This window comes from Sphingobium cupriresistens LL01 (assembly GCF_001046645.1).
Classification (GTDB): Bacteria; Pseudomonadota; Alphaproteobacteria; order Sphingomonadales; family Sphingomonadaceae; genus Sphingobium; species Sphingobium cupriresistens.
Genome location: NZ_KQ130434.1, coordinates 1,451,829 through 1,468,151 on the forward strand (window position 1 = coordinate 1,451,829; position 16,323 = coordinate 1,468,151).

17 protein-coding genes, 1 tRNA gene and 2 pseudogenes are annotated in these 16,323 nt (G+C 63.2%); 8 read left to right on the plus strand and 12 right to left on the minus strand.

The annotated features are described in order from the left end of the window. Window positions 1-31: 31 nt before the first annotated feature. The 4 genes from V473_RS07115 to map form a co-directional block, all read right to left on the minus strand. Window positions 32-1,093 (minus strand): NAD(P)H-dependent flavin oxidoreductase, encoded by a 1,062-nt coding sequence (locus V473_RS07115; RefSeq protein ID WP_066601952.1) that lies wholly within the window; start codon window positions 1,091-1,093, stop codon window positions 32-34. An 89-nt stretch (window positions 1,094-1,182) separates the two neighbouring features. Next, on the minus strand, window positions 1,183-2,595 hold the full coding sequence (gene glnA / locus V473_RS07120) for a type I glutamate--ammonia ligase (RefSeq protein ID WP_066601954.1): 1,413 nt from the start codon (window positions 2,593-2,595) through the stop codon (window positions 1,183-1,185). Window positions 2,596-2,679: 84 nt separating this feature from the next. Beyond that, on the minus strand, window positions 2,680-3,018 hold the full coding sequence (locus V473_RS07125) for a P-II family nitrogen regulator (RefSeq protein ID WP_066601956.1): 339 nt from the start codon (window positions 3,016-3,018) through the stop codon (window positions 2,680-2,682). A gap of 243 nt (window positions 3,019-3,261) precedes the next feature. Continuing rightward, window positions 3,262-4,092 (minus strand): type I methionyl aminopeptidase, encoded by an 831-nt coding sequence (gene map, locus V473_RS07130; RefSeq protein ID WP_066601959.1) that lies wholly within the window; start codon window positions 4,090-4,092, stop codon window positions 3,262-3,264. Window positions 4,093-4,172: 80 nt separating this feature from the next. Between map and V473_RS07135 the strand changes: the two genes are divergently transcribed. Then, on the plus strand, window positions 4,173-4,934 hold the full coding sequence (locus tag V473_RS07135) for a competence/damage-inducible protein A (protein WP_066601964.1): 762 nt from the start codon (window positions 4,173-4,175) through the stop codon (window positions 4,932-4,934). Window positions 4,935-4,941: 7 nt separating this feature from the next. On the opposite strand, the gene V473_RS07140 is transcribed toward V473_RS07135, so the two are convergent. From V473_RS07140 to V473_RS22815, 3 genes and pseudogenes are all read right to left on the minus strand, one after another. Further along, entirely contained in the window at window positions 4,942-5,325 is a 384-nt protein-coding gene (locus V473_RS07140) for a c-type cytochrome (protein ID WP_066601967.1), read from the minus strand. 253 nt (window positions 5,326-5,578) lie between these two features. Further along, window positions 5,579-5,811 (minus strand): annotated as a pseudogene (locus tag V473_RS22810) (deoxyribodipyrimidine photo-lyase); the annotation flags it as partial. Between the two features lie 19 nt (window positions 5,812-5,830). Then, window positions 5,831-5,956 (minus strand): annotated as a pseudogene (locus V473_RS22815) (IS5-like element IS711 family transposase); the annotation flags it as partial. 189 nt (window positions 5,957-6,145) lie between these two features. On the opposite strand from V473_RS22815, the gene V473_RS22820 reads away from it, so the two are divergent. Further along, a complete protein-coding gene (locus V473_RS22820) occupies window positions 6,146-6,295 on the plus strand; it encodes a DUF2256 domain-containing protein (protein WP_082679002.1) in 150 nt (49 codons plus the stop codon). 58 nt (window positions 6,296-6,353) lie between these two features. On the opposite strand, the gene V473_RS07145 is transcribed toward V473_RS22820, so the two are convergent. Further along, window positions 6,354-7,526 (minus strand): acetyl-CoA C-acetyltransferase, encoded by a 1,173-nt coding sequence (locus tag V473_RS07145; RefSeq protein ID WP_066605265.1) that lies wholly within the window; start codon window positions 7,524-7,526, stop codon window positions 6,354-6,356. Between the two features lie 47 nt (window positions 7,527-7,573). Then, window positions 7,574-8,662 carry an alpha/beta hydrolase gene (locus V473_RS07150; protein ID WP_244884346.1) on the minus strand — a complete coding sequence of 363 codons (1,089 nt, stop codon included), beginning with the start codon at window positions 8,660-8,662 and terminating at the stop codon, window positions 7,574-7,576. Here V473_RS07150 and phaR point away from each other — a divergent pair. The 3 genes from phaR to proS all read left to right on the plus strand — a co-directional run bounded on the left by phaR (window position 8,661) and on the right by proS (window position 11,258). Beyond that, window positions 8,661-9,281 (plus strand): polyhydroxyalkanoate synthesis repressor PhaR, encoded by a 621-nt coding sequence (gene phaR / locus V473_RS07155; protein WP_066601974.1) that lies wholly within the window; start codon window positions 8,661-8,663, stop codon window positions 9,279-9,281. The two genes, V473_RS07150 and phaR, sit on opposite strands and share 2 nt — an antisense overlap. 4 nt (window positions 9,282-9,285) lie before the next feature. Further along, window positions 9,286-9,630: a hypothetical protein gene (locus V473_RS07160; RefSeq protein WP_066601977.1), complete on the plus strand. Its 345-nt coding sequence runs from the start codon at window positions 9,286-9,288 to the stop codon at window positions 9,628-9,630. A gap of 101 nt (window positions 9,631-9,731) precedes the next feature. After that, on the plus strand, window positions 9,732-11,258 hold the full coding sequence (proS, locus tag V473_RS07165; protein ID WP_066601979.1) for a proline--tRNA ligase: 1,527 nt from the start codon (window positions 9,732-9,734) through the stop codon (window positions 11,256-11,258). Window positions 11,259-11,364: 106 nt separating this feature from the next. Here proS and hslU read toward each other — a convergent pair whose 3' ends face one another. Both hslU and hslV read right to left on the minus strand, forming a co-directional pair. Next, the gene (gene hslU, locus V473_RS07170) at window positions 11,365-12,666 is read right to left on the minus strand and encodes an ATP-dependent protease ATPase subunit HslU (RefSeq protein ID WP_066601980.1); all 1,302 of its coding nucleotides are present in this window, start codon (window positions 12,664-12,666) and stop codon (window positions 11,365-11,367) included. A gap of 43 nt (window positions 12,667-12,709) precedes the next feature. Beyond that, a complete protein-coding gene (hslV, locus tag V473_RS07175; RefSeq protein WP_201785510.1) occupies window positions 12,710-13,252 on the minus strand; it encodes an ATP-dependent protease subunit HslV in 543 nt (180 codons plus the stop codon). 200 nt (window positions 13,253-13,452) lie between these two features. Here hslV and V473_RS07180 point away from each other — a divergent pair, with 200 nt between their 5' ends. Then, window positions 13,453-13,641 (plus strand): hypothetical protein, encoded by a 189-nt coding sequence (locus V473_RS07180; RefSeq protein ID WP_066601986.1) that lies wholly within the window; start codon window positions 13,453-13,455, stop codon window positions 13,639-13,641. Between the two features lie 4 nt (window positions 13,642-13,645). Here V473_RS07180 and V473_RS07185 read toward each other — a convergent pair whose 3' ends face one another. Further along, window positions 13,646-13,774: an entericidin A/B family lipoprotein gene (locus V473_RS07185; protein ID WP_066601988.1), complete on the minus strand. Its 129-nt coding sequence runs from the start codon at window positions 13,772-13,774 to the stop codon at window positions 13,646-13,648. A gap of 134 nt (window positions 13,775-13,908) precedes the next feature. Between V473_RS07185 and V473_RS07190 the strand changes: the two genes are divergently transcribed. Together V473_RS07190 and V473_RS07195 are read left to right on the plus strand one after the other, a co-directional pair. Next, window positions 13,909-13,983, plus strand: a tRNA-Val gene (locus V473_RS07190). Between the two features lie 116 nt (window positions 13,984-14,099). Further along, entirely contained in the window at window positions 14,100-16,316 is a 2,217-nt protein-coding gene (locus tag V473_RS07195) for a S9 family peptidase (RefSeq protein WP_066601989.1), read from the plus strand. The last annotated feature ends 7 nt before the right edge of the window (window positions 16,317-16,323 follow it).

A 16,323-nucleotide genomic window follows, 5' to 3' on the forward strand; every position in this document is an offset into this window, starting at 1 on the left:
GTCGCAGTCGCTGTCTCAGCGCCTGCTCTGTCTATCCGTCGCCCCGCGCTTGTCGCATTTCCGCGACCAACAGCGCCACCAGATCGGCGGCGGGCAATGCGCGGGCGAGCGGCGCGCCTTGTCCGGCCCATTGCGCGCCATAACCGCCTTCGCCGGCCGTTTTTGCCGCCTGGTTGAGCGCCTTGCCCGCATCATAGGCGATCGGATAATCGGGCGGCTGTCGGTCGCTTTGCCGCCCCCAGGCGGTGAAGCGATTGGCGAGGCAGCGGGCGGGCCGTCCTGATACGACACGAGTCATGACCGTATGCGCCGCGGCCGGGCTGAACAGCGCCGCGCGATAGGCCGCGTCGGCGCTGCTTTCCGGGCAGGCGATGAAGGCCGTGCCCAATTGCGCAGCCACAGCCCCCAGATCGATCGCCGCCTGCACGCCCCGACCGTCCATGATGCCGCCCGCCGCTATGACGGGCAGGCCGGAGCGTTCGATCAGCAGACGGGTCAGCGCAACGGCGCCCAAGCTATCGTCCGGCCCATCAGGATCGAACATCCCGCGATGGCCACCCGCTTCGAAACCCTGCGCCACCACGGCATCGATGCCTGCCGCCTCGGCCGCCAGCGCTTCATCGAGGTTGGTCACGCTGGCCAGCAGCAGGCAGCCCGCAGACTTCAAAAGGTCGATTTTTCGGCGGTCGGGTAATCCGAAATGAAAGCTGACGACCGCTGGCCGCGTATCGACCAGCATGTCCAGCATCGCCTCGTTCTCCGCAAAGCTGCGATAGATTTCGCGGAGCGTTGGCGGTGGCTGTGCGCCATGTTCGGCAAATAGCGGCGCGAGCGTACTGATCCAGCGCCGCTCCAAATCCGGCCTTGCTCTGGCGGGCGCATGGACGAAGAGATTGACGTTGAACGGGCGATCCGTCTGCATGCGCACCGCGTCGATCATGCTGCGCCCGGCGGGGGCATCGACGGCGCCCACGGCGATCGATCCCAGTGCGCCAGCGTTGCTGACGGCCGCCGCCATTTGCGGCGTGGACACGCCGGCCATCGGCGCCTGGACGATCGGGTGGGCAAGGCCAAGTATGGCGAGCGGGTTCATGCGCCCTATTTGGGCGCATCGCTCATAAAGGAAAAGGCCTGGCCGCTTGTCGCGACCGGGCCTTTTTCCCAAAAACAGCGCTGAAAGGATCAGCCGCTATAGTACATGTCGAATTCGACCGGCGACGGCGCCATTTCCCAGGCATATACCTCAGGCCATTTCAGTTCGATATAGGCATCGATCTGGTCCTTGGTGAACACGCCGCCCTTGAGCAGGAAATCGTGGTCGGCAGCGAGGCTGTCCAGCGCTTCACGCAGCGAACCGCAGACGGTCGGCACCTGGCTCAGTTCGGCGGGCGGCAGGTCGTACAGATTCTTGTCCATCGGACCGCCGGGGTGGATCTTGTTCTCGATCCCGTCGATGCCGGCCATCAGCAGCGCCGAGGTGGCGAGATAGCTGTTGGCGAGCGGATCGGGGAAGCGGAATTCGACGCGCTTCGCCTTGGTGCCGGCGCCATAGGGGATGCGGCACGATGCCGAACGGTTGCGCGCCGAATAGGCGAGCAGCACAGGGGCTTCGAAGCCGGGCACCAGGCGCTTGTAGCTGTTGGTGGTCGGGTTCGTGAAGGCGTTGATCGCCTTGGCGTGCTTGATGACGCCGCCGATGAAGAACAGGCAGGTTTCCGACAGGCCGGCATAGCCGTCACCGGCGAAGGTGTTCTTGCCTTCGTTCCAGATCGAGATGTGGGTGTGCATCCCCGAACCATTGTCGGCCTTGATCGGCTTGGGCATGAAGGTCGCGGTCTTGCCATAGGCCTGGGCGACCATCTTCACGACATATTTGTAGATCTGGATGCGGTCGCAGGTTTCGACCAGCTTGCCGAAAGTCAGGCCCAACTCGTGCTGGCTGCCCGCGACTTCATGGTGATGCTTGTCCATGGGCAGACCCATTTCCAGCAGGGTGGACACCATTTCGGCGCGGATGTCGGTGGTGACATCGACAGGGCCGACCGGGAAGTAACCACCCTTGGCGCGCGGGCGGTGGCCCATATTGCCGCCTTCATAAGTGGTGTTCGAGTTGGTTGGCAGTTCAACGTCGTCCAGCTTGTACGAACTGGAGTTGTAGCTGTTCTCGAACTTCACGTCGTCGAACATGAAGAATTCGGGTTCCGGGCCGATATAGACAGTATCGCCAAGGCCGGTGGTCTTGAGGAAGGCTTCGGCGCGCTTGGCAGTCGAGCGCGGGTCGCGGGCATAAAGCGAGCCATCTTCGGGTTCGACGATGTCGCAAACCAGGATCAGCATCGGCGTGGCGCTGAACGGATCGACATAGACCGCGTCCAGATCCGGCTTCAGGATCATGTCCGATTCGTTGATTTCCTTCCAGCCCTCGATCGAGGAGCCGTCGAACATCAGGCCATCGGTCAGTTCATCTTCGCCGATCACGCCTGCGCACATGGTCAGATGGTGCCAGGCGCCCTTCGTATCGGTGAAGCGGACATCGACCCATTCGATCTCCTTTTCTTCGATCATCTTCAGGATGTCTTTTGGCGTATTGGCCATGTGCTTTTGCCCTTCTCTCAAAAATACCCCCCCGAAGGGGCAGTTGAAGTCTGTTCCCGCCCGGCTCGGCGAAAATTGGTTAAATCAGATCGCGTCGCTGTCCCGCTCGCCGGTGCGGATACGCACGGCGCCTTCGACCGCGGAAATGAAGATTTTGCCGTCGCCGATGCGACCGGTCTGCGCCGCAGAACAAATCGCCTCGACCACGCGGTCGGCCAGCGAATCGTCGACAACGACCTCCAGCTTCACTTTGGGCAGGAAATCGACGACATATTCTGCGCCGCGATACAGTTCGGTATGCCCCTTCTGGCGGCCGAAGCCCTTGGCCTCGGTTACGGTGATGCCAGACACGCCCACTTCGTGGAGCGCTTCCTTCACCTCGTCCAGCTTGAATGGCTTTATGATCGCTTCGATCTTTTTCATCACTCGTAATCCCAACCCATGACGCACGCACAGAATGCGGGGGCGACCCGCATTCCTCTCTCCTTGAGGGAACGATCGTCATGCCCCCCAAGGCCGGCGCCGTTCCCCTTAACAATCAATTACCGTGCCAAGTGGCGAATCGCTAGGACATGCTTTCGGCGATGCAGCAATCTTTGTCCATATTGCCCGGATTCAGGGCAATATCATAACTCTCTGCCCGTTTTTTGGGCAGTGTTCCGATCGTCAGAGCGCGTAAGGCGGACAGTCCAGGCCCGCAGGGCTCTTGGTGAATATCTCGCAGCCTGTTTCGGTGATGCCGATGCTATGTTCGAATTGGGCCGACAGAGTCCGGTCGCGCGTCACCGCGGTCCAACCATCGTCCATCATCTTCACGCCGGGCTTCCCGATGTTGATCATCGGCTCGATCGTGAAGAACATGCCGGGGCGCAGTTCAGGGCCGGTGCCGGGACGGCCGACATGGACGACTTCGGGGCTGTCATGAAACACTCGGCCCAGGCCATGGCCGCAAAAATCGCGCACTACGCCATATCGGTGCTTTTCGGCGTGCCGCTGGATCACATAGCCAATGTCGCCCAGATGATTGCCGGGCTTGGCCTGCTCGATGCCCAGCATCAGACATTCATAGGTGACTTCGACCAGCCGCCGCGCCTTGATCGCGGCGTCGCCGACTATGAACATGCGGCTGGTGTCGCCATGCCAGCCATCGACCAGCGGTGTGACGTCGATATTCAGGATATCGCCGTCCTTCAGTCGATGGTCGCCTGGAATGCCGTGGCAGATCACATTATTGAGCGAGATGCAGCAGCTATGGGTATAGCCGCGATACCCCAGGGTCGCGGGCACCCCGCCGCCGTCCAGCGACATGCGGCGCACGATGTCGTCCAGTTCGCCGGTGGTGACGCCCGGCACGACATGCGGCACGAGCGCGTCCAATATCTCTGCGGCGAGCCGCCCGGCCTTGCGCATACCGGCGAAACCGGATTCGTCATACAGTTTGATCGCAGCGGAGCGGGAAATCGGCGCATCGGCCGTCATCGTCATATAGTCGGTCATGCCCTATTTATAGGCGTAATAGCGGCATAATGCGAGAGGGCGACTAGGCAGGGCGTCCGGGGCAGGCTATGGGCTGGCGCATGGCCGATCCGACCCGCATCTGGACCGCAGCGCTGATCGTGATCGGCGACGAAATCCTTTCTGGCCGCACCCAGGACAAGAATATCGCCCAAGTCGCCAGTTGGCTGGGCGTCCAGGGTATTCGCCTGCGCGAAGTGCGCGTCGTGCCCGATGTGCAGGACGCGATTGTCGAGGCGGTCAACGCTCTGCGCGCGCGCAACGATTATCTGTTCACGACCGGCGGCATTGGCCCGACTCATGACGATATCACGGTGGACGCGATTGCCGCGGCGCTGGGTGTGGAGGTGGAAATCCACGAAGGTGCGCGCGCCATTCTGTCCGGCTATTATGAAACCCGCGGCGGATTGACCGAGGCGCGATTGCGTATGGCGCGGGTGCCTGCTGGCGCGGACCTGATCGAAAATCACATGTCCGGCGCGCCCGGCATCCGCCATGGCAATATCTTCATCATGGCCGGCGTGCCCTATATCACCGCTGGTATGCTCGACAGCCTGACCGGCACGCTGGAAGGCGGCCTGCCGCTGCTGTCCGCGACGATCGGCTGCTGGGTGGCCGAAAGCGAGATCGCCGACCTGCTTGCCTCGACCGAACGCGCGCATGAGGATTGCCAGATCGGCAGCTATCCCTTTTTCCGCGAAGGCCGCACCGGCGCCAATTTCGTGATTCGTTCGACCGATGCGACGACGCTAAACGCCTGCGCCGCCGATCTCGGCGCCGCGCTGGAACGCGGCGGCTGGACCGTGACGGCGGGCGGGATCTAGCAGTCGTTTACTTGGCTTCGGCCTTCAAATAGGCGATCAGGTTGGCGCGGTCGACCGGGTTGGGCACGCCGGCAAAGGCCATGCGGTTGCCCGGCACCAGTCCGCTCGGCTTGGTCAGGAAGGTATCGATGCTCTTGGCGTCCCAGCGAATCTTCGCCTTTTGCATCGCGGGCGAATAGGTGAAGCCCGCCATGGTGCCCGACGTGCGGCCGAATATCCCGGCGAGCGACGGACCCATCTTCTTCGGCCCTGCCTTCACATCATGGCATAGCGCGCAGCGTGCGAACACCGTCTTCCCTTTGACCGGATCGCCCGCCTGCGCGATTGCAGGGGAAGTGGCTGCGCACAGGGCAGTCAGGACGAACAGTCTCGATACGATCGCAAGCGGCATGAAAAGTTTCCCTTGAAAGATGAAACGGCGGGGCTTGGGCCTTTCTGCCGCTCATGCGCCTTTATGGCTTTCCGTCTGAATGGGAGTTTAAGCGTATGGACGTCAACTGGCGCGGCTTATAATGTGATGCGCCATTCGCTGACATACGGCGTTTTGCCGCAGAGAGACCGTCGGTGTCAGAGATCACCGCGAGGGTCGCGGTCCGCTACCAGCACGCATATCGCGCAGACTTTCATCCAGCCGGGCAAGGTTATCGCGACGTCCCCTCGATCGAGGGCAGGTTGCGGGCGGTCGGATAATAGCTGGCCTTATCGACAAAATTCGCAACATTGGCGCGCGCCCTCCTCGCCCGGCGTCCAGTCCGGCATCGTCGGCAGGCCGCCAGCCCCGGTACGCACCGCCCCCGGCGGCGGCAACAGGCCGCCGTTATGGAGGCAGAGTGCGCCACCGGGGTTCATAATGATGTAGTGCATGGACCCGCGACGCATGCGGTTGCACCGAGGTCATTGGCGATGACATGGCCAACCTGCAAACCGGACAGGAGCGCCTCGGACTGTGGGCAATCGCCATATTGCCCCGATGTTGGATGGATTCGCAGCGGCAGGCCGATCGCATCGACGACCTTGAAGAGAACTCATCAGCAAACGGAATCCTCTAAATGCAGACAGCACCTAGGCCTTGACGGCGTTATGTCGAACCATCTTGTTCCGTTCGTTTCGAGCGAAGTCGAGCAACGTGGGTATGGCGCTACAGGCTTCTCGACTTCGCTCGAAGCGAACGGCTGAATGTAAAGCCATAAGGCTCCAAGGGAACGAACCATATGCCACGCGGAGTTGCCAAACGCGATCTGCCGACCAAGATGTGCCCTGTGTGTCAGCGCCCCTTTGCCTGGCGCAAGAAGTGGGAGCAGAATTGGGACAATGTCGTCTATTGTTCCGATCGGTGTCGAGCCGGCGCGAAGAATGGCTGACATGAAAAAGGCGGCCGCTCTGGTGGGAGCGGCCGCCTTTTTTTGGCAGGTCAGGCGATCAGCGTTCGATGCACATGGCGACGCCCATGCCGCCGCCGATGCACAGGGTGGCGAGGCCCTTCTTGGCGTCGCGCTTGGCCATTTCGTAGAGAAGAGTGGTCAGCACGCGCGCGCCCGACGCGCCGATCGGGTGGCCGATGGCGATCGCGCCGCCATTGACGTTGACCTTCTCGGCGTCCCAGCCCAGTTCCTGGCCGACCGACAGAGCCTGCGCGGCGAAGGCTTCATTGGCTTCGATCAGGTCGAGGTCCGCGACCGACCAGCCGGCCTTTTCCAGCGCCTTGCGGCTGGCCGGGGCGGGGCCGATCCCCATGATCGCCGGATCGACGCCGCAGGTAGCGAAGCCGGCGATGCGACCCAGGATGGTCGCGCCGCGCTTGGCGGCGGCATCGGCGGTCATCAGCACCAGCGCGGCGGCGCCGTCATTGAGGCCGCTAGCGTTGGCGGCGGTGACGGTGCCGTCCTTCTTGAAGGCGGGCTTGAGCTTTTCCATCGCCTCGATGGTGGCGCCGGCGCGGATATATTCGTCGGCATCGACGATGGTGTCGCCCTTGCGCCCCTTGATCGTAACCGGCACGATTTCGTCGGCGAAGCGGCCCGATGCGCGTGCGGCTTCGGCCTTGTTCTGGCTGGCGACGGCGAAGATATCCTGCGCTTCGCGGCTGATCTGATATTTCTCGGCCAGATTTTCGGCCGTGATGCCCATATGATAATTGTTGAAGGCGTCGGTCAGGCCGTCATGGATCATCGTGTCAATGAGGCTGACATTGCCCATCTTGCTGCCGGCGCGCAGATATTGCGCATGGGGAGCGAGCGACATGCTTTCCTGGCCGCCCGCGACCATGATGTTGGCGTCGCCGGCGCGGATCGCCTGCGCCGCGAGCGCGACGGCGCGCAGGCCCGAACCGCATAGCTGGTTGAGGCCGATGGCGGTGCGTTCGACCGGGATGCCGGCGTTGACGGCGGCCTGACGCGCGGGGTTCTGGCCCTGGCCGGCGGCCAATACCTGGCCCAGGATCACTTCGTCCACTTCATCGGGCGCGACGCCCGCCTGCGCGAGCGCGGCGATGATCGCCTGGCGGCCAAGTTCGTGCGCAGGGGTCGAGCCGAAAGCGCCCATGAAGCTGCCGACGGCGGTGCGCTTGGCGGCGGTGATGACGATGTCTGACAAAGGCTTGATCCTCGATTCCGGTGGTTGTTTTCGCAGGCGCAATAGCATCAACCGCCATGGCTGAAAAGCCAGTGGGACAGCGGTTCCCAAAGCGTTTCGCGGGCGCCGCCACCCACCACCATGCCGACATGGCCGAGCGAAAGGCTGCGTTCTTCGCGCAAGCGAGGGCCGGCGGCGGCGGGCACGATGCGGTCGCTGGTCGACACGATCGACAGGGTCGGGCAATCGAGCGCGGCAGGGTCCACGGGGCGGCCATCGATGCGCCATTGGCCACGGCCGCTGACATTGCCGGCGTAGAAATGATCGAACAGATCGCGCCCCGCCGCGAAGGTCAGCGGTGCGCCGCCATTGGCCCAATCCTCCACAGCCAGGAAGGCGCGTTCGGCGTCCGACCCTGCTTCCATGTCGGCGAAGGCGGCATATTTGCGAATGGTGCGGGCCGGGTCCATCGCCCAGAAACCCGATTGGAGCACCTCCATGGGGACATAGCCGATCCGCTCGCTCATCGCCCGCGCGCCGTTCCACAAGCCTCCGATCAATTGCAGATCAGCGGCGGGGAAGGCATCGAACCGCCAGGGTGCAGCGATGCTCGCTACCGCGGGAAAGGCGGCCATGGCTGCTGCGCCCAGCGCCAGGCTGCCGCCCAGGCAATAGCCGACCAGGATCGGCGGGCGGGGCAGCGTGGCGAGAAGGGGCAGCAGCCGATGGATGACATGGCCATCGAGGCCGAGCATAGCGTCCTGCGATGTGGGGGTGCCCCAATCGATCAGGTGCGCGTCATGGCCCGCTGCAACCATGTGGCGCAGCAAGGACCGGCTTTGCGACAGGTCCAGCACGCGCGGCGGATTGATGAGCGAAGGGATGAAAACAACCGGGGAACGGCCATTTTCCGCACCATGCTGCAGCAATCGGGCAGGGCCGGCGGTGGCGACGCAAGGCGCGGACGGCGGGGCGGCGGGGCGGGCGGCGTCCTGATATTTACGCAACCCCTGAAACGCGCGGCGGCGCAGGTCAGGATTTCCCTCCGTTTCGCGCCATAAAATATTGAGAAAAAGGGGTAATGGCCGCGGCCCATGTTGCGGTGCGGCATCGCCCTGTGCTAATGCGAGATGTTCAGGTGTGGGAGAGGAATCCATGGCCAAATCTAAGACCGCTAATGAATCGGAGCCGGTCGTTATCAAGAAGTACGCCAATCGGCGGCTCTATAATACCGAAACTTCAAGCTATATCACGCTGGACCTTTTGTCGCAGATGACGCGCGAAGGACGCGAATTCACCGTGGTCGACGCCAAGACCGGCGAGGACATAACCCATAATGTCCTGACCCAGATCATCATGGAGGAGGAGCAGCGCGGCAAGAATATGCTGCCGGTCAACTTCCTGCGCCAGTTGATCGCCATGTATGGCGATTCGATGCAATCGATGGTGCCGCAATATCTGGAGGCGTCGATGGACGCATTCCGCAAAAACCAGCAGCAGTTTCAGGAAGCTATGAAGGGCGCCTTCGGCGGCGGTCCTTTGGCCGATATCGCCAAGCGCAACATGCAAATGTTCGAAGCGGCGGCCAGCGCCTTCGGCAATGGCGTGCCGGGGATGCCGGGTATCCCGGGGATCCCGGGTATCCCTGGAATGCCAGGCATGACGCCACCCCCCGTCGTCACCCCGGCGGCGACCGATGGCAGCAAGGACGACGAGATCAACGATCTGAAGGCCCAGCTCGCCGCGCTCAACGCCAAGATCGACAAGCTGACCTGAAGCGATGGCGAAGGCGGACAGGCTGGAACGGTTGGACGTCCGCCGAGAAGAGGTGGAGGCTGAGTATCGCGATGCGTTGATCGCGGCCCTGCGGGTGGCGGCGAGCGGGCAATGGGGCCTGTTCGACCATCAGAAGGACAAGGTCGCGCGCACGCGCGTCGCGCCCGTCATAGCGGCGCTGGGGGAACTGGCGGACGAGATTGACGGGATGCGCGATACGCTGGGGCTGGAGCCCTTTGCGCTGCATCAGCGCTTCATGGCGGCGCGCGGTCCCGCCGCGGCCGATGCGGTCGGCGAACCCAGGCAGGCGAAGGCCTGGCTGGAAGAGATGGGCGCGGCGACCGCCTGACGCGCCGCCGATCGGCACGCGCCCTGTCGTCGGGGGTCGACAGGGACGCCGCCTTTGGCTTATGGCGCGCCATTCCCTTTTTACGTCAGGTTTTCGATCCCGTGAAACACGCCCTTTCCGTCACCCGCGAACAGGATTTTTCCGCCTGGTATCAGGCCGTCATTTCGGAGGCCGACCTGGCCGAGGAAAGCGGCGTGCGCGGCTGCATGGTCATCCGCCCCTGGGGCTATGGCATATGGGAGCGTATTCAGGCGCTGCTCGACGCGCGGATCAAAGCGACAGGGCATGAAAACTGTTATTTCCCGCTGTTCATTCCGCTCTCCTATTTCGAGAAGGAGGCTGAGCATGTCGACGGCTTCGCCAAGGAAATGGCGGTCGTCACCCATCACCGGCTGATCCAGAAGGATGGCAAGCTGGTGCCCGACCCCGACGCGAAGCTGGAAGAGCCGCTGGTCGTGCGGCCGACGTCCGAAACCGTGATCGGCGCGGCGTTCAGCCGCTGGGTGCAGAGCTGGCGCGACCTGCCGGTGCTGATCAACCAATGGGCCAATGTCGTGCGCTGGGAAATGCGCACGCGCATGTTCCTGCGCACCAGCGAGTTCCTGTGGCAGGAGGGCCATACCGCGCACGCCACCGTCGATGAGGCGATGGAAGAGACGATGAAGATGCTGGAAGTCTATCGCAGCTTCGCCGAGGAGTGCGTCGGCCTGCCGGTGGTCGCGGGCGAGAAGCCGGAGAATGAACGCTTCCCCGGCGCCGTTGCGACCTATTCGATCGAGGCGATGATGCAGGATGGCAAGGCGCTGCAGGCGGGCACGTCGCATTTCCTGGGCACGACTTTCAGCCAGGCGCAGAATATAAAGTTCCAGAATGCCGAAGGTAGCCAAGAGCTGGCGCAGACGACCAGCTGGGGCATGTCCACCCGCATGATCGGCGGCCTCATCATGGTCCATGGCGACGATGATGGCCTGCGCGTGCCGCCGCGCGTCGCGCCCTATCAGGTCGTCGTGGTGCCGATGCTGCGCGACAATGACGAGGACGCCGCGATTTTGGATTATTGCGGCGAACTGGTGGCGTCCCTCAATGAGCTGGACGCCTTCCGCGAGCCGGTCCGCGCGCTGCTCGACAAGCGGCCGGCCAAGGCCGCGACCAAGCGCTGGGGCTGGGTGAAGAAGGGCGCGCCGATCGTGATCGAGGTCGGCGGGCGTGACGTCGCCGGCGGCAATGTATCGGTGATCCGCCGCGATCGCCTCTATCGCGAGGATGGCAAGCTCGACAGCCAGATCGTCGCCAAGGGCGATTTCGTGACGGGCGCAACCGCCATGCTGGAGGATATTCAGGCGTCCCTCTTCGCCGACGCCAAAGGCCGACTGGACGGCAGCATCGATCGCTCGATCGGCACGCTCGACGCGCTGAAAGCCTATTTCAACGCCAGCGCCAGGCCCGGCTGGGCGCTGGTCCAGTGGGCCAGGCCGACCGGCGAGGCGCTGGAGAAGGTGGTGCAGTGGCTCAAGGGCGAGAAGCTGACGCTGCGCAACGTGCCGCTGGATGCGGACGCAGCGGACGGCGCGTGTATCTTCACCGGCGGGCAGGCCGTGGAGCGCGTGCTGGTTGGGCGTAGTTACTGAGCAACTGACTTTTAATCAGTAGATCGTTCGTTTCGAGCGAACGGAAATTTGGTAAATCGGAGCGGGATGAGAGGATGGCTTCCCCTCTCATCCCGTTTTCGCCTAATTACAGAACATATTTGCTGAGGTCGGTGTCGTGAGCGACCGCTGACAATTGTTTCTCGACATAGACCGCATCGATCACGAGCGTTTCGCCGCGGCGGTCTTCGGCTTCGAAGCTGACATCCTCCAGCAGCTTTTCCATCACCGTCTGGAGGCGGCGGGCGCCGATATTCTCGATCTCGCTGTTCACGTCGGCGGCGATCTTCGCGACGGCGCGGATGCCGTCGGGCGTCAGGTCGATCGTCACCTCCTCGGTCGCCAGCAGCGCGCGATATTGGGCGACGAGGCTGGCCTTGGTATCGGAGAGGATGGCGACGAAATCCTCCTCGGTCAGCGCCTTCAACTCGACGCGGATCGGCAGGCGGCCCTGGAGTTCGGGCAGCAGGTCGCTGGGCTTGGCGACGTGGAAGGCGCCCGACGCGATGAAGAGGATATGGTCGGTCTTGAGCGGGCCATATTTGGTCGCGACGGTCGTGCCCTCGATCAGCGGGAGCAGATCGCGCTGCACGCCTTCGCGGCTGACGGAGCCGCCGCGCACATCGCTGACCGCGATCTTGTCGATCTCGTCGAGGAAAACGATGCCATTCTGCTCGGCGCTGGTGATCGCGGTGCGCGCGACGTCGTCCTGGTCCAGTCGCTTGTCCTGCTCTTCCTCGACCAGTTTGTCCCAGGCTTCGGCAACGCGCATCTTGCGGCGCTTCTTTTGTTGCTGGCCGAACGCCTTGGACATCATGTCGGACAGGTTGATCATGCCGACTTGTCCGCCCATGCCGGGGATTTCCATCGGCATGGAGGGGCTGTCGGCGACCTCGACCTCGACCTCGACCTCGTTCATCTGGTCGGCTTCGATCTTCTGGCGGAAGGAGAGGCGTGTGGCTTCGCTCGCTTCCTTGCCGGTAAGCGCATCGAGCAGCCGCGCCATGGCGGCTTCGGAGGCGGCTTCGCGCACGGCTTCGCGGCGGCGGTCCTTCTCCAGCCGCACAGCTTCCTCGACCAGATCGCGGACGATCTGTTCGACGTCGCGGCCGACATAGCCGACCTCGGTGAATTTAGTCGCCTCGACCTTGACGAAGGGGGCGTCGGCCAGCTTGGCGAGGCGGCGGCTGATCTCGGTCTTGCCGCAGCCCGTCGGCCCGATCATGAGGATATTCTTGGGCGTCACCTCGTCGCGCAAATCGGCGGACAGGTGCTGGCGGCGCCAGCGGTTGCGCAGCGCGACCGCAACGGCGCGCTTGGCGTCCTGCTGGCCGATGATATGTGCGTCGAGCGCGGCGACGATGGCTTTGGGGGTCAGGTTGTCGTTCATTAAAAGACTCCCCCCTCCCTTTCAAGGGAGGGGCTTTTTTAGTTTAGGCGGCGCTGTCCAGCGTTTCGATGGTCAACTGGTCGTTGGTGTAGACGCAGATGTCGGCCGCGACGGCCATCGCCTTGCGGGCGAGAGTTTCGGCGTCTTCCTCATATTCCATCAGCGCGCGCGCGGCGGCGAGGGCGAAATTACCGCCCGAACCGATCGCGGCAACGCCGTTCAGCGGCTCCAGCACGTCGCCATTGCCGGTCAGGATCAGGGTGACATCCTTGTCCGCGACGATCATCATCGCTTCCAGGTTGCGCAGATATTTGTCGGTGCGCCAGTCCTTGGCCAGTTCGACCGCGGATCGCATCAACTGGCCGTTATGGCGCTCCAGCTTGGCTTCGAGCCGTTCGAACAGGGTGAAGGCGTCGGCGGTGGCGCCGGCGAAGCCGCCGATTACGCTGCCGTCGTGCAGCCGGCGGACCTTGCGGGCATTGGGCTTCATTACGGTCTGGCCCATGGACACCTGGCCATCGCCGGCGACGACGACCTTTCCATTCTTGCGGGCTGACATGATGGTGGTGCCATGCCAGACGGGCATGGACGAGCTGCGTTGGTCGTTCATGACGCGGCATATGGGACGCTGCGCCGTCGCGTGCAAGTCAGGGGTGGCGATGGGGCGAAGCGTGTCATTTCAGCGACAATATTCTTACAAATTGTTCAGGAACAAATGTCCATCAATTGACATTGTGCATCGCAACATCAATTATCCACGTCCCACAGATTAGGGGGAGGACACGCATGACTCTCAAGGCCAGGGCGCAGGAAAAGGTCGAGCGAGCGGGCATCTCCAACTATTCCTTCGACCATGACATATTGGTCATGTGTGGCGTGCGTTATACCATCGAAGTGTGCGAATGTGGCGAGCCGGATTGCGACGGCGTGCGCCTGCGCAAGAATATGACGGCGATGAGCCGCATCCTCCAATAATTCGTCAGTGCATCGCGTCTTTGCCGGCGCGTCCGACCGATTCGATGTCCCGACCCACGCCCTGCACCGTATTGCAGGCGGCCAGCGCCGTGAGCAGCAGGCTTGCGATCAGCAGGGCAAGAGACTTTGACATCAAGGCTGGCTCCGTAATTTCCACAGCCCCTTATAGAGGGCGATGCGGCCGCGCGAAAACGCTTTTGCGTCAAATCGATCCCAGGATATTGACAGGGCGCGCGGCCGATGCCAAAGGCCGCCTCCTCCTTACAGGGGCGCGTAGCTCAGTGGTAGAGCACACCCTTCACACGGGTGGGGTCGCAGGTTCAATCCCTGCCGCGCCCACCATGATCCAGGCGATCATGGCAGGACAGATAATTTCCCGGCATTGATCTTTTCTAATGTGTGGCGCTAAATCCGCGCTATCATTCGGTGCGTTTGCGCGCCGACCGGAAAGGACAATTATGCCCCCCTATCTGAAAGCCGGCGCGGCCTTTGGTGCGCTGCTGCTCTCCACACTTCCCGCCAGCGCGCAGGAACAGCTCACGCTGGAGCGCGTGTTCGCCAGCCCCGACCTGGCCGGGCCGCTGCCGCGCGCGCTGAAATTGTCGCCGGATGGATCGTTGGTGACGCTGCTCAAGCCCCGCGCCGACGAGAAGGAACGGCTCGACCTGTGGGCGATCGACAGCAAGACCGGCGCGGAACGGATGCTGGTCGATTCGAAGAAGACCGGCAGCGGCGCCGAGCTTTCCGAAGCGGAGAAGATGCAGCGGGAGCGCGATCGGAGCGTCGCGGGGAGCACGGGCATCACCAGCTATGACTGGGCGCCTGACGGCAAGAGCCTGTTGGTGCCGGTGGATGGCGACCTGTACCTCGCCGGACTGGACGGGAAGGTCATGCGGCTGACCGATACGCCCGACGGCGAACTGAACGGCGTGGTCAGTCCCAAGGGCGGCTTTGTGTCCTTCGTGCGCGGCGGCAATTTGTTCACCCAGCCGATCGGCGGCGCGGAACGGCAAGTTACGCAGGGTGCCGGCGACACGCTGAGTTGGGGTACGGCGGAGTTTGTGGCACAGGAGGAAATGGACCGGCGCACCGGTTACTGGTGGTCGCCCGACGATGCGCGGATCGCGGTCGCCCGCGTCGATGAAAGCCCGGTCGGCATCGTAACCCGCACCGCGATCGGCGGCGAGGGGACGAAAGTCTATCAACAGCGCTATCCCGCCGCCGGCACGCCCAACGCGATCGTGGACCTCTATGTCATGAAGCCCGATGGGTCGGGCCAGGTGAAGGTCGATCTGGGCGCGGAGAAGGACATCTACCTCGCCCGCGTCGATTGGTCGAAGGACGGCAAGACGCTATATGTGCCGCGGGAGAGCCGCGACCAAAAGCGTCTCGACCTGCTGGCGGTCGATCCTGTTACGGGCAAGGCGCGGGTGGTGCTGACCGAGACGGCGAAAAGCTGGATCAACCTGTCGAACAATTTCCATGCGCTAAAGGACGGCAGCTTCCTGTGGTGGTCGGAAAAGAGCGGCCATGGGCATCTCTATCGAGTGCGCGGCGCGAAATGGACCGCGCTGACCAGCGGCGACTGGGAAGTGCGCGATGTCGTGGGCGTGGATGAGGAGAAGGGGCTGGTCTATTTCACCGGCAATCGCGAAACGCCGCTGGAGCAGCAACTATATGTGACGGCCTTGGCCAAGGCCGGGCAGGCGCGGGCGCTGACGGCCAGGGGCTGGTGGAACGACGCTGTCATGGACGGCGCGGCGAGCCGGGTGGTGGTGACGCGCCAGAATAGCGACCAGCCCAAGCAGGTCTATCTGGCCGACAGCAGCGGCAAGCAATTGCAATGGCTGTCGGAAAATGCGCTGACGGGCAGCCACCCCTATGCGCCCTATGTCGCGGGCCATGTGAAGACGGTGTTCGGCACGGTGAAGGCGGCGGACGGGACGACGCTGTACACCAAGATCATGACGCCTAAGATGGAGGCGGGGAAACGCTACCCGGTGTTCATGATCCATTATGGCGGTCCGGGCGGCGGGCGGCAGGTGACGAACATATGGTCAGGCGCGCTCAACCAATATCTGGTGGATCGTGGCTGGATCGTGTTCGCCATCGACAATCGCGGTACGCCTGATCGCGGCAAGGCGTTCGAGGATCATCTGTATCGCGCGATGGGTACGGTCGAGGTGGATGACCAGTTGAAGGGCGTGGAGTGGCTCAAGGCGCAGCCGTTCGTGGACCCTCAGCGGATCGCGACCTATGGCTGGTCCTATGGCGGCTATATGTCCTTGAAGCTGCTGGAGAAGGCGCCGGGCGTGTTCGCCGCGGCGGTGGCGGGCGCGCCGGTGACCAAATGGGAACTTTACGACACCCATTATACCGAACGCTATCTGGGCCAGCCGCAGGACAAGGCCAGCGCCTATCCGGCGTCGGGCGCGGTGGACGAGGCGGTAAAGATCGCCGATCCGCTGCTGCTGATCCACGGCATGTCCGACGATAATGTCGTGTTCGACAATGCGACCGCGTTGATGGCGAAGATGCAGAGCGCAGCTGCGCCGTTCGAGATGATGGCCTATCCGGGCCAGACCCATCGCGTCGGCGGGCCGGGCATCAGCGTCCACCTGTGGAAGACGATCGGGCATTTCCTGGCTGAACATGCGGGTGGCCCGGCCGATTGATGACGCC